12 protein-coding genes are annotated in these 13,443 nt (G+C 45.3%); 1 reads left to right on the top strand and 11 read right to left on the bottom strand.

Annotated elements, in window-relative coordinates; genetic code table 11:
* Nucleotides 1-113: 113 nt before the first annotated feature.
* The 11 genes from C0033_RS03440 to C0033_RS03390 form a co-directional block, all read right to left on the bottom strand.
* Nucleotides 114-1,433, bottom strand: coding sequence for an MATE family efflux transporter (locus tag C0033_RS03440; protein WP_347501024.1), 1,320 nt, complete (start codon nt 1,431-1,433; stop codon nt 114-116).
* A gap of 301 nt (nt 1,434-1,734) precedes the next feature.
* Nucleotides 1,735-2,856: a sporulation integral membrane protein YtvI gene (ytvI, locus tag C0033_RS03435; protein ID WP_103226451.1), complete on the bottom strand. Its 1,122-nt coding sequence runs from the start codon at nt 2,854-2,856 to the stop codon at nt 1,735-1,737.
* A 270-nt stretch (nt 2,857-3,126) separates the two neighbouring features.
* The gene (gene hisC / locus C0033_RS03430; protein ID WP_103226450.1) at nt 3,127-4,188 is read right to left on the bottom strand and encodes a histidinol-phosphate transaminase; all 1,062 of its coding nucleotides are present in this window, start codon (nt 4,186-4,188) and stop codon (nt 3,127-3,129) included.
* Nucleotides 4,189-4,203: 15 nt separating this feature from the next.
* Nucleotides 4,204-5,391 carry a pyridoxal phosphate-dependent aminotransferase gene (locus C0033_RS03425; RefSeq protein ID WP_103226449.1) on the bottom strand — a complete coding sequence of 396 codons (1,188 nt, stop codon included), beginning with the start codon at nt 5,389-5,391 and terminating at the stop codon, nt 4,204-4,206.
* Nucleotides 5,392-5,483: 92 nt separating this feature from the next.
* On the bottom strand, nt 5,484-6,767 hold the full coding sequence (locus C0033_RS03420; protein ID WP_103226448.1) for an O-antigen polymerase: 1,284 nt from the start codon (nt 6,765-6,767) through the stop codon (nt 5,484-5,486).
* 20 nt (nt 6,768-6,787) lie between these two features.
* On the bottom strand, nt 6,788-8,500 hold the full coding sequence (gene ptsP, locus C0033_RS03415; RefSeq protein ID WP_103226447.1) for a phosphoenolpyruvate--protein phosphotransferase: 1,713 nt from the start codon (nt 8,498-8,500) through the stop codon (nt 6,788-6,790).
* A gap of 35 nt (nt 8,501-8,535) precedes the next feature.
* The gene (locus C0033_RS03410) at nt 8,536-8,799 is read right to left on the bottom strand and encodes an HPr family phosphocarrier protein (RefSeq protein WP_103226446.1); all 264 of its coding nucleotides are present in this window, start codon (nt 8,797-8,799) and stop codon (nt 8,536-8,538) included.
* 80 nt (nt 8,800-8,879) lie between these two features.
* Nucleotides 8,880-10,199 carry a CdaR family protein gene (locus C0033_RS03405; protein WP_103226445.1) on the bottom strand — a complete coding sequence of 440 codons (1,320 nt, stop codon included), beginning with the start codon at nt 10,197-10,199 and terminating at the stop codon, nt 8,880-8,882.
* Entirely contained in the window at nt 10,177-11,049 is an 873-nt protein-coding gene (cdaA, locus tag C0033_RS03400) for a diadenylate cyclase CdaA (RefSeq protein ID WP_103226444.1), read from the bottom strand. Before cdaA ends, C0033_RS03405 begins: the two co-directional genes overlap by 23 nt.
* Before the next feature lie 43 nt (nt 11,050-11,092).
* Entirely contained in the window at nt 11,093-12,040 is a 948-nt protein-coding gene (locus tag C0033_RS03395) for an ABC transporter permease (protein ID WP_103226443.1), read from the bottom strand.
* The gene (locus C0033_RS03390; protein WP_103226442.1) at nt 12,037-12,465 is read right to left on the bottom strand and encodes a hypothetical protein; all 429 of its coding nucleotides are present in this window, start codon (nt 12,463-12,465) and stop codon (nt 12,037-12,039) included. The genes C0033_RS03395 and C0033_RS03390 overlap by 4 nt, the downstream gene beginning before the upstream one ends.
* A gap of 551 nt (nt 12,466-13,016) precedes the next feature.
* Here C0033_RS03390 and C0033_RS03385 point away from each other — a divergent pair.
* The gene (locus tag C0033_RS03385) at nt 13,017-13,244 is read left to right on the top strand and encodes a hypothetical protein (RefSeq protein WP_146043725.1); all 228 of its coding nucleotides are present in this window, start codon (nt 13,017-13,019) and stop codon (nt 13,242-13,244) included.
* Nucleotides 13,245-13,443 lie beyond the last annotated feature (199 nt).

The following is a 13,443-nucleotide window of genomic DNA, read 5'->3' as shown; positions in this document are numbered from 1 at the left end:
AGTCGGCAGGAATGAAAAAACATAGGTGATCAATTGCAGACCCTATGTTTTTTCATTCCTGCCGACTGCCCGGGTGCTCCCTTCTTTCCGGCGTTTCTTACTAAACTAAATTATTATTTTCGCGCCTCTACAATTTTCTTAAACGCGATAAAGAAGATAACGGTTGATACGGCTGCTCCCAGGAAATCGGAGAGCGGCTCTGTATAGAATACGTTTGTGATTCCCATATACGGCGGAATCAGGAATACTCCAGCGAAAAATACGATTTTTCGAAATGTGGACAGTGTGATGGCCACTTTAGAAATTCCCATTCCCGTGAATCCGTCCACGATGGTATATTGAGCGGCCAACGGGATGATGCCCAAGGTGTATATCTTAATGGCCCATACAGTCAGAGAGATATAATCTTCGTTTTGTGTAAATATACGCACAAAATACTGTGGAATGGTCTGGGCGATAATAAACATCACCGTTGTAAATACAAATCCCAGCAAAAAGATATGTTTCTCCGCTTTTTTGATCCGATCCGGCCTTCTGGCTCCGTAGTTGAAGCCCAGAATGGTCTGGGTTCCGCTGGTAATTCCTCCTAACGGCATGGTGACCATCAGCATAAAGCTCTGGACAATGGTGGCACAGGTCAAAAGCCTGTCGCCCTCTCCTGCGCCGCCGTAATGTTGAATTACGGTGTTTAGAGAGATAATCAGAATATTGTCGAAAGCGATGATTATAAAAGGCGTCATTCCTATAATCAGAACACGCTTAATAATCTGCCAGTCATATTCCCCGAATGTGATTTTGATCGGTATCCGGTCGCTGAATAAAAACCGGAGCACATAGGTACAGGAAGCCAGCTGTGATAAAACCGTCGCGATGGCCGCTCCCTTCACTCCCATATGCAAAGCAAATATAAAGATTGGGTCCAATATAATATTGCTGACCGCGCCCAGCACAACTGATTTCATCCCCACCTTGGCAAAGCCCTGGCAGATGATGAACTGATTCATGCCCGTGGACAGCAGGGCAAAGGCAGTTCCTAAAAGATATATGGTCAGATACTCGTTGGCATAAGCGAATGTGGTTTCACTGGCTCCAAACCACATGAGAAGATGGCTTCTCATCAACATGGACACGATGGTAATGACCACTGCCAGAACCGATAAGGTCAAAAAACAGTTGGCCAGAATCTGCCTGGCCGCCCGGTCATTTTTCTCGCCCAAACGTATGCTCATTAGCGGAGATCCGCCGATTCCCACCAGAAAAGCCACCGATGAAATCAACGTTACAATCGGCCCGCAGATTCCCACGCCTGCCAAAGCGATTTCTCCTATTTCTTTAATATTACCTATGTACATTCTGTCTACAATGCTGTAAAAAACACTGACAAACTGAGCCAGCATGGATGGAAACGCCAGCCTCCATACCAGTTCACGCATATTGTCAGTGTCTAAATTATTCTCCAGTTTCATTTTTCTCTGTCGTGCGGCCTGAGCGGAAATTAAATTTCTGCTGTCCCTTCGCACATATCCCCCTATTTTCCCTTTATCTTCTGTTACTATTCACGGCTCCTGGTCCCTCTGCGGTCCGATTCCGGCGGTTTATACGGCCTTTCCTGTGACTTTGCAGGCATTAGCAATTCTGCACGTTTAGAAGTGCTTATGCCCGAAACCGGAACTGGAAAGGCCGTATAAACTGCCGGAACCGGACCGCAGAAGGACCCGGAGCCGTGAATAATAACTATCCTTTACGGAATTCATCTATATCATGGACTAAAATCCTGATATTGTCAATCATGGAATCAAAAGCTCCGTGTTCATACAGGCTTAAAAACAGCATGCCTACAGGAACAGCCAGAATCATGCCGCCAATTCCGCTGAACTTAAATCCGATATACAAAAAAAACAATGTCCAAAGCGGTGGAATCCCCATGGTATCCCCCACAATCTTGGGCTGTATCACCTGGCGCACCACCTGGGTCAGCACATAGAGAAGCCCAAGGCCGGCCGCAAATGCATATTCTCCGGAAAGCAGTTTGATAAGCGCCCATGGAATCAGCGCGGTTCCTGTCCCAAATACCGGCAGAAAGTCCAGAAACGCAATCAACAACGCCAGCAAAAATGCATAGTTCACACCTAAAACCACAAATCCGGCAAACAGAATAAACGCAACCACAATCATGATCTTAAACTGGGCCGCAAAATATCCTCCGATCAGATGTTTGACATCATTTCTAAGCAGGGAGGCATATTTAGTGCTTCCCTTGGGCGCATATTTTTTCCAGAACTCCACAATCTTATCCCGCTCAGCGATGAACATATAGGAAGATAAAATCGTAATAATCGAATTGACCAGCGCTCCCGGAATGCCTTTCGCCACATTGCCCGCCATCGTGACGGTAGGGGAAGCGATCTTCTGCACAGCCAGATTCAGATACTCTCCTATATTTTCACTAAACTGATTCAAATTTTCCTGCAGCCCTTGGGGCAGGCGGATAAACAGGTGGTCCATTCTTAAAAATGCATGATGCAGTTCCTTGCTGGCCGTATCATATAAAGCGGGCAGATCTTTAGCGAAATTGGCCGCTTCTACAATCAGTTTCGATATAATCAGATAAAGCGCTCCGATTACCAGTCCAAGCACCAGCACCACAATTATGACCGAACTCAGTTTTCTCACAATCTTCACCCGTTTTTCCAGGAAACGGACCAAAGGATTGGCGATCATGGCTATGATCCATCCGATCACAAAGGGCATAAAAAATTTAAGCAGTTTAGGCCCCCAGAAACAGACCAGATAGATTGTTATCATCGGTATTATGATATTTAATATTACTCGGGCGTAGTGTTTAACAGTCTCCATCTTATCATCCTGTCCATATAAATTTATTGTCGTATTAATTCTTTCAAGTTCATTATACAACACCTTAACTACTTTTCAATGAAGAAAACGTTACAATTTCGCAAAACATTTCCTGTCATTTCTTCAGATTATTACCCATATCTGCCAAATAATACCAATACTCCGTTTGAACCGGGCTATAAAAAAGGGCGGCAGGCCTTTGTCTCATACAGCCGGTCCGCCAGCCCCTTATCTTAAAGTTTTATACAAAATCTCTTTTTCGACACCAATTTACCTGTTTTTTAAATAGTTCTCCAGGAATTTATAGAGACACTCCATCTCCTCATCTGTTCCAATGCTGATCCGCAAATAGTTATTGAGCCTTGGCTTGTTAAAATACCGGACGTAAATCTGTTCCTTCTTCAAAGCCTCAAACAGTTCCTCTGCCGGACATGTCTGATGGGAAGCGAACACGAAATTGGAATAGGAGTCCGGGAAAGAAAAGCCCAGTTCCTTTAACCGCACTTTTGCACGTTCTCTTGTGTCCATCACTTTTTTAAGCGTTTTTTGGAAATAATCGTCGTCTTTCACGGCCTCCACTCCTAATATCAGGGACGTCATGTTCATGGTATAGGAATTGTAGGAATATTTCACATCATTTAACGCCTTAATCAGATCCGGATGCCCAATTGCATATCCGATTCTCATCCCCGCCATGGATCTGGATTTACTGAAGGTCTGAACCACCAGCAGATTATCGAATTCATCCAAAAGCTGCAGAGCAGATTGTCCTCCGAAATCAATATATGCTTCATCCACAATAACGATGACATCCTGATTATGGGAAATGATATCCCTCACATCATCCAACTGCATGAGTACTCCGGTAGGCGCATTGGGGTTTGGGAATACCACCCCGCCGTTTTCCTTATAGTAATCTTCTTTTACGATGTTAAATTCCAAATCCAGCGCAGCCGTTTCATACGGTATCTGAAATAAATCCGCCCAAACATCATAAAACGAATAGGTGATGTCAGGAAACAGCACAGGTTTCTCAGAGTTGAAAAATGTAAGAAAAGCCATCGCCAATACATCATCAGAACCCACCCCTACAAAAACCTGATCCGGATTTACATGATAATAACCGGCCAGTTCTTCCACCAAAACGGTACAGGCCGGGTCCGGATATTTGCGGAGGCGGTCGTAATCCATCTCTTTCAACGCTTTCTGCACTCCGGGAGCCGGTGGATATGGATTTTCATTGGTATTTAATTTTATCAGTTTATCTCCCTTAGGCTGGTCACCAGGAACATATGGAACCACTCTTCGGATATTCGATTCCCAGGCTTTCATCTGCTTCCTCCTGTCCTATAATCCGTATTCTTCCGCAACCTTTTTAAATGCAGGCAGAGAGCGTTCAATCTGGTCATAAGATACACAGTAAGCGATTCTTACATAGCCGGGGCAGGCAAACGAACTGCCTGGAACCACTAAAACATTGTATTTCTTACATACTTCACAGAATTCTTTTTCATCCGGCACCGGTGATTTTACGAACAGGTAAAATGCGCCTTCCGGCTTGATGCATTCAAAACCACAGTCCCTTAATCCGTTATACAGTAAATTCCGGTTCTTATCATAAGCGGCCAAATCCACTTCCGCATCCACACAGCGCATGATCACCCTCTGCATCAGAGAAGGCGCATTAACAGCTCCCAGCACGCGGTTTGCGATGGTGGCCGCAGAAAATACCTGGGCGCTGTCCGTCAGCTCATCCGGAATCACCAGATAGCCGATCCGCTCTCCGGGAAGTGAAAGGGACTTGCTGTAAGAATAGCAGACAACCGTATTATGGTAGTATTTTGTAACGTAAGGCACTTCTACCCCGTCATATGCCAGCTCTCTGTACGGTTCGTCTGAGATCAGGAAAATGGGATGTCCCACCTCTTTTTCCTTACGGTCCAGAATCTCGCCGATCTTCGTTAACGTGGCGTCAGAGTATACAACTCCGGTCGGATTATTCGGCGTATTTATGATCACCGCTTTTGTCTTTTCATTGATCTTTTCTTCAAATTCCGTTAAATTAGGCTGAAATGTCTCGGTGTTCGGGGAGATTACAACCAATTCGCCGTCATAGTTTCTCGCATAACTGCCATATTCCACAAAATAAGGCGCAAATGCGATGACCTGATCGCCCGGATTTAAGACAGTCTTTAAGATAATATTGAGACCGCTTGCCGCTCCTACCGTCATGAGAATATTGTTCACATGAAAGCTGGTGCCAAACCTGCGGTTCAATGAGTCTGCAATCGTGGTACGCACGTCCTCAAATCCTGCATTGCTCATATATCCGTGGACAAATGTGGATTCTTCCTCATTTAAAATATCAATAATCGCCTGTTTTACACATTCCGGAGCCGGAACGTTGGGGTTGCCAAGGCTGAAATCGTATACATTCTCTGCGCCATAGATACCGGCCAGACGCTTTCCTTCTTCAAACATCGCTCTGATCGCAGAATTATTCTGCACCAGTGGTTTCATCTTTTCTGAAATCATGATTTCTCATCCTCCTCATAAAGTCTTTATTGTTCCTTATCATACCACGCAGTTTCCCGGCCGTCCACCCTTTCAATTCCATTATTTTCCGGTTAATGCCCTTTCCAGGAGCAGTACAGCGCAATTGCTGCGGTTGCCGCCAGATAGAACCAGGTGGCCGGATTGCTGAACCAGGTGGTAAAAAACGACAGCATCATGTATGCGGCGATCTGGGAATACAATAAGTATCCCGCCGGATTCTTCATCCTGGGCAGCGCCTTCATCAGCTGAAAAGCCACAAGGCCTAACAGGCAGGAAAACAGCAGGACTCCCAGGATTCCAAAATCATAATAGGAATCATAAAACAGGGTGACTGTAGTCAGCTCCACTTTATCCACATAGATCGGAAAGTTTACCAGGGAAGGTATGAGAAACTTGAGCCCGGTCAGCGCCCATACCGGGAACAGCATTTTAAGCCCCAAACTATGAGCCGGCAGCTGTTCTACCAGGCAGTTAAAATTCTCATAATTATTTGCTATATACATGTAGGGCTGGGTAATAAAGATCGGTGTGCTGCTGTTTTTCATCTCAAAAATCCCGTTGAGATAAGTCACATCATGACTTCTGGCTATGGTCAGCATCACATACAGAGGAACCATCATCAGTACCAGGATCACTCCATGGATCAGACGGAATCTTCCCTGAATGGAAATATACGTGAACACCGCCAGCAACACTGCCAGAATCAGCTGGAATCTGGATACACATAAAATCGGTATTATCAGGGAAACAGCCGTCATAATCCAGATGGCGGCGCATTTTTTTCTGTCCACTCTCCCCCGCTCACCCATAAAATAGATCACAGTCAGGGCCGGAACCAGAACACAGGAAACCGTAAAATAGTGAACTCCGGTAATATGAAATTCTGAATACGCATGCGGAACTCCGCGAAGGAAAAACGGCACATATCCCAGCACCACCGCTTCCACAACAAAAGCCGTCAAAGACAAAACCGTAATTCCCACCATGCAGTCAAAGGTGGCAGCCCTCGCTCTCATGGTATGGTTTCTATAGGTAATCCATTCCCGGTATCTCCGTTTTTTTCTGTCTAAAATCTCAAATGTAATCCAAAAGCCTGCAAATGCCACGAAAAAACATGCCCACGTTTCAAAAGCCCAGTCCGTCTGCAACGAACTGAGCTTTAAACAGGAAACTCCCTGTCCTCCAACCCAGAACAGGGAAAACAATGCCCTCAGATGTATCAGATTGCCCGTCCGCCTGTAATCCAAGGCATAGAGGAACAGCGCTGCTGCCATCAGCGCCGCCCCCGACATATAATAATGTCCGCTCCTTGACAAAATAAAGCTTGCAACGAAACAAATCAGATATACAATCATACTGCCTTTATCCTTTATATTTATTTGCTGACAAATTCTGTCATAAATTCTTCTACTTCTTTTGCGGTCACAAAGCTCATAGCCTTATCCGCCACTGCCTTTAATTCTTCCATGCTGTAACCGCTGATCATCTTTCTGGCTCTCAGCACAGATGATGCGCTCATACTGAACTCATTTAATCCAAATGCCAGCAGAAGCGGAATCATCATCGGGTCGCCTGCGGCTTCTCCGCACATGCCCACCATGATGCCGGCTTCTCTTGCGCAGCTGATCACGTGTTTGATGCTTCTAAGTACTGCCGGGTTAAAGGTGGAATAGAGATAAGATACTTTATCGTTGCCGCGGTCAACAGACATTGTATACTGGGTAAGATCATTGGTTCCGATACTGAAGAAATCCACCTCTTTTGCAAATACGTCTGCCATCAGAGAGGCTGCAGCCGTCTCCACCATAATACCAACCTGAATCTCTTTATTATAGGCAATATTTTTGCCGTCTAATTCCGCTTTAAGCTCTTCAATCAATCCTTTGGCTTCTCTGTATTCGTCGATGCAGGTAACCATAGGAATCATGATTTTAATGTTTCCAAATGCGCTGGCTCTCAGCAGGGCGCGCAGCTGAGGTTTATAGATATCTTCCTTTCTGTCCAGACAGAAACGGATTGCACGGTATCCCAAGAATGGGTTTTCATCTTTTTCAAGTCCCATGTAAGGAATCTCTTTATCTCCGCCGATATCCAGTGTACGGATAATAACCGGTTTGCCCTGGAGTGCAGCGGCCACTTTCTTATAAGCTTCAAACTGCTCTTCCTCTGTAGGCATTGCATTTCTGTCCATAAACAGGAATTCCGTACGGAACAGGCCCACGCCTTCCGCATCGTACTGAAGCACTTTATCCACATCCTCAGGACGTCCGATATTAGCCACTACCTCTACGGTAACGCCATCCTTAGTTACCGATGGTTTTCCAATATACTGTTCAAGCTCTTTTTTTTCTTTTCTGAATATCTCGCCTTTTGCAGCATATTCCTTAACTACCGCATCATCCGGGTTCACATAGACACATCCTTCTGAACCGTCCAGCACGATCTGGTCGCCGTCTTTAATCTGTTCCAGAATTCCATTCACAGCCACAACGGCAGGGATTTCCAGAGCGCGGGCTAAGATCGCGCTGTGGGATGTTTTTCCGCCCAGTTCCGTCACGATACCAACCACGTGATCAGGGTTGATTCCGGCGGTCATAGAAGGCGTTAAATCCTTTGCTACCAGAATGCTGCCTTCAGGAAGAGCAGATATATCAACTGCTTTTAATCCCTTCAGAATCATCTGCATTCTGGTTTTGATATCTCTCATATCGGTTGCTCTCTGCTGCATCAGTTCGTCATCCATCGATGCGAACATGTCCGCATACATATTACAAACCGTTTCAATCGCAAATTCACTGCAAACACTCTCCCCTGTGATCGCATTTTCAATCTCTCCGGTCAGCATTGGGTCAGACAGAAGCATCAGGTGACCGTTCATGATCTCCGCTTCCTGCTCTCCCACTCTGGTTGCCAAATCTGCAGCCAACTCGCTTGTCTCCTGCATAGTCTGGTCAAGCGCCCCCTTAAAACGCGCAACCTCCGCAGCTGTGTCGGCCACCTTATCCGGTGTGATTACCAGTTCCTGTTCCTTGATAATGGCTGCTTTTCCAATACCAATTCCTTCTGATGCATTAGTTCCCTTATACATAATGCGTCCTCCTTATTAATTATATTTATTGAAAACTACTCTCCAAGGCCGTCTTCCACTGCCTTAATCATAGCTGCCAATGCTGCCTCTTCATCCTCGCCGGTGCATTCGAACTCGATCTCATCGCCATTCTTCACACACGCTCCGAGGACGCTTAAAACGCTCTTCGCGTTGCTGGTACTGTTTCTGAACTTAAAGTTTACGGAACTCTTAAACTGCATAGCTTCTTTACAGAGAATACCTGCCGGTCTTAAATGAAGTCCTGTAGGATTTTTAATTGTAACTTTTGCACTTACCATAGATATATCCCCCAATCATCAATCTGATTCTGTTATTTTGTTATCCGCAGTTATTCGGCGGCTGCGCGAAATCGCTGCCCTTATTCTTCATTTTGAGCTGTTGATGTGGATTCAGACTCGGTACTTCCTTCCGACGTTTCATCTTCCGGTGTTTCATCGCCATCCTTGGACGAAACAGTAATATCAAATTCGCTGTAAGACATCACTTCATAGGCAGCTCCCGTCTGGAAGGTTATCATGCCCGCATGTGTTCCGTCCGTCAGGTTCTCTAAATCCAGCGATGCATTTAAGTCCGCCGCGGTCAGGCTGTCCAGATCCTCCGACAGTCCGCGCACCGTAACATCCACAAATGTTCTGCTGTACGTATAAGTCCTATCCTCTGATTCACCGGTCTTCGCCACTTCCGAAAGATCCAGACGGATATTCCGGTTCTGCAGCGCCTCCACTTTAAGAGTAATGGTCACTGTCTTATTGTCGCCGATCATAATAATGCCTTCCGGCAGATATTTGGTTAAATCTACCTCAACCGTCTTGTCCGCTGTCAGTCCTGTAATATCCAGTTCTTCTTTTGGAATTACAATTGTACTGTAGGATGCCAGCGCGGATTTGAGTCCCACAACCGACACGTTATTGAGCGAGGCTTCCGCCCCTGTATACCGGTACCCTTCTGCCACTTCACCCTGGATTTCAAAATCCAGATTCAGGTTTTTCACTTTCAATATCGGCACCTGGTAGGATATCTCATTCCGGCTCAGGGTCACTTTGTCTCCAAGTTCAAGTTCTTTTCCGTTTGCATCATAGAAGACAGGCTTGGCCGTTCCTTCTACATCTGCGTTTGCATTATCAATATCAATCGGAATTCCGATGGAACTAATCTGTCCAATCTGGGATTCCGGCCCATTTACATATACAAAATCCGGGGTCAGAACTTCGGTTCCGACTGCATACCCATATTCCTGGGTTCCGGTTATATTAGCTTTTAAATCAAATCGTTTTCTCTGGATTCCCTCTGTCTCAACCCTGATAACCACAGGATTCGTCGTGGGTGTTCCTTCCAGCAAGGATCTGGCGCTCTCATTGGTGACTTCAATTTTAAGCGGTATTGATCCAGTCACATCATAAAGCTCCGCCAAGTCCGCGTAAACGTGAAAATCCGATGTGGAAATCTTATACGCATCCCTCGTTCTCACTTCATAGGAAACCGTCACCTTACTTTTTCCCACAATCTCATAAGTGAGCTGTTTTGCTGAAAGCACATTTTCATTGATCACATCAACGGTGACTTCCTTGCTTCTCTGAACCACAGGGTTTGAAACATTTACCACAATCAGCCATACGAAGAAGGCCAGAAATATAGAGAGAACTTTTAAGCCCAGATTATTTGTCAGCCTTTCTTTCATTCTTCAGCCTTCCCTTCCAAATCTTAAATCTACTGCCGCTCTCTTCCTGCTGTTCGATTCCAGCCAGCGCTTTTTTCAAAGTCTCGGCATCATTAATCCTTCTCAGTTCGCCGCCTTCGGCCAGGCTCACTCTTCCCGTTTCTTCCGATACAACAATTGTAAGACTGTCGGTCACTTCACTGACTCCGACTGCCGCCCTGTGCCTGGTTCCCAGCGCCTTGCTGATGCTGGTATTATCCGATAATGGAAGATAACAGGTAGCAGCCACAATCCTGTTGCCGCGAATCACCACCGCTCCATCGTGGAGAGGCGTATTATGTTCGAAAATATTAATCAAAAGCTGGCTGGTGATCAGTCCGTTGATCTCAATTCCGGTTCGTTCAATCTCTTTTAAAGAAACGCCCCGTTCAATGACCATCAAAGCTCCCGTCTTAACCTTCGCAAGTTCAAATGTCGCTTTTACCAGTTCATTCACCGTCTTTTCCGTAAAGCCAAGATCCGCTTTCCCGTCATCGAAGGATAAGATTCCGGTAATCAGGTTTTTACTTCCCAGCTGTTCAAGCGCCTTACGAAGCTCCGGCTGAAATATAATAATCAGCGCTGTCGTCGCTATAGTCGCTGTCTTTTCCAATATCCACAAGATTGTATCCAGCCTCAACACGGCAGCAAACAAAGTAAAAGCCATAATAACCACAAGACCCTTTAACAGTGTCCACGCTCTTGTATTTTTTATCCAAAACAGCACTTCGTAAACCAGAAATGCAATAATTGCAATCTCCAGAAAATTCGTCTTAGTAATCCTTGGCAAAAAAGACAGCCAGGAATATAAGACGCTTACAAGATCCGCCATGTTTTCACCTCCCATTTAAACTGCTTTTAACGGCAATCCCGTTCTACCTGCCGCCTTTCATATTCTTTCTGGTGTTTATCTTCTGTACCTTAACATCCGGAGCGCTCACTGCGATCTTGGGTACAGCTTTCACATAATAGTAATAATCATCATCTTCAAATTGTATATATTCCGTCCTGCTGTAATCCACCGCAAATACAAAAAAGTCATAGATCCCCGCAATTATCACGGAAATCACAACTCCTGTCAGAAGCTGTCCCATCGGAACGGAAACATTAAATAAAAAATCCCCCACAAAAATAGCTGCCAGCTGCGCAACGGTTCCCGCTATGATTGCAATCATCCATGCATAATCCATGGAAAGATTTTTAATCAGGAAAACTACCAGGACGCCCACCGCACATGCACAGATCATCACTACCATGAGCTGATTGGAAACCAGGCTCTTTATGATCTGGATATACTTCTGTGTGATATCCATCGACGCGTCATTCGTTAAAACACCGGCATTCTGCTTTACATATAAAAATACGTAATAGATAAAAACGCCGCAGCTGATCGGTATAATCGAAATCAGGCTTCCGGAAAGTCCCACTAACAGAGGAATCACATAGGGTATCTTAAATAAAAACATAAGCGGCGTCAGAATCAGCAGATAGCTGTCTCCCGGCTGGAATCCATAATACAGGATGCCGATCACCACGAAAAACACCATGATAATCAGCGCAATTTCCATGGAAACGCTGTATACATGAGCCAGCATCAACAAAGCTGCCAGAAGCGAAATCGCTCCATATGGAAGAAACGCACACACAAGGCCTAAAAGGAATGGAACCATGGGTGTCTTCAGCTTGGCCATAAAACCAATATTCTGATTCATAACGTAAAAAGTTGTAAATGACAAGATAAACTTTATTACAGGATAAAAATACATATCATACTTTGCATAAAAAACTTTTAACCGCTCTTTCAATACGAGAAGACCCATCATAGCCGTCCGCCCTCCTTTGCAAGTTCCTTACTCTTATTCTGAAATTCATACCGCTTATTCAGGCGTTTCAGTTTAGCCACATAGACCTTTTGCCCCCGTACTGCATAACTATATTTCCTGGAATACACAATAAATGTAATAAACAGGTATAATACTAAACCGCCTGCATACAAAAACAGGACATTCTTTCCCATTGCGATCAGTTCGTCCAGATTCAGGGAATTAAGAATCTGTTCCAAACTGTAAAGCAGCCAGATAACCAGAATCAGCACGCTGCAAAACGTATAACCGAAAAATGAACGGATCATATGCCGCCCTACATAATCACTTTTAAAATACAGGTTCGCAGGCGCAATCTTCTTGCCTTCCCGCTTTTCAAACATGGCAATGCCCGTCATTAATTTGATTTTGTCTTCATTCAGCATAGGTTTACTCCTCGTTATCCCACAACATATCACTTTAGTATATCATATAATTTCCTGCTTGGCGAGACTCTGAATAAATTTTTATAATTTTGTAATTATCTTAAACAATTCTACCTACCGAAAGATACGCACGGAATGGGGAGGCGGAGCCGGAAGACGAAGGTCGGAGGGGCTGTCCGGGCCGGGGAAGGAGGATGCAGCCAAATGGGATTCGGGATTCGCCCCTAAGAACTACTAAGGCCCGTAAGGACAGAACGAGGCAGGCCAGCGCCATTCGCAGTGAACTCTTGATGACTTCGCTGCTCAGCGGCGCTTTAGAACCTGATTTGGAATTCAGTTTCTACCTGCCTCGTTCTGTCCTTACGGACCTAAGTAGTTCTAAAGGGGTTCCATACGATCCCATTTGGCTGCATCCTCCTTCCCCGGCCCGGACAGCCCCTCCGACCTTCGTCTTCCGGCTCCGCCTCCCCATTCCGTGCTGGTTTTCGCTGGCCTGGTTAAAAACAATGTTATTGCATTGGTATTTATGTAAAGTCAAATTTACGTAAATCATGAAGGGATTTTCAGAAATGCCTTCGGGTTTTACTTTAAACGTCAAGGCATTTTGCGAAAAGACCTCACCCTTTACATTAAATGGTGAAGGCATTTCTGAAAAAGCCTTAACGGTTGATGTAAAAATTTATCCTCTCATCTACCAAATCTTTTTTACCCTCAGCCAGCCAAGCAACAGCCGGAAAGAAGGGGAAACCTGGGCGGGCGGCGGAAATAATAAGGAATAGGGGATCGTTTGCAGACCCTTAGAGGTACTTGGCCGGCAGAAACGGAAAAAGGCAGACAAATACTGAATACCGAATCAGTATTTGAGGCGCCCCTTGAGCAGTGAAGTCATCAGGAGTTCACTGCGAATGGGCGCCGCTCTGCCTTTTTCCGTTTCTGGCGGCCTTAGTACCTCTTAGGGGCGAAACTCGAATCCCCTAT

This window comes from Clostridium sp. chh4-2 (genome assembly GCF_002899675.1).
Classification (GTDB): Bacteria; Bacillota; Clostridia; order Lachnospirales; family Lachnospiraceae; genus CHH4-2.
This window is presented reverse-complemented; position numbering and strand designations above follow the sequence as displayed.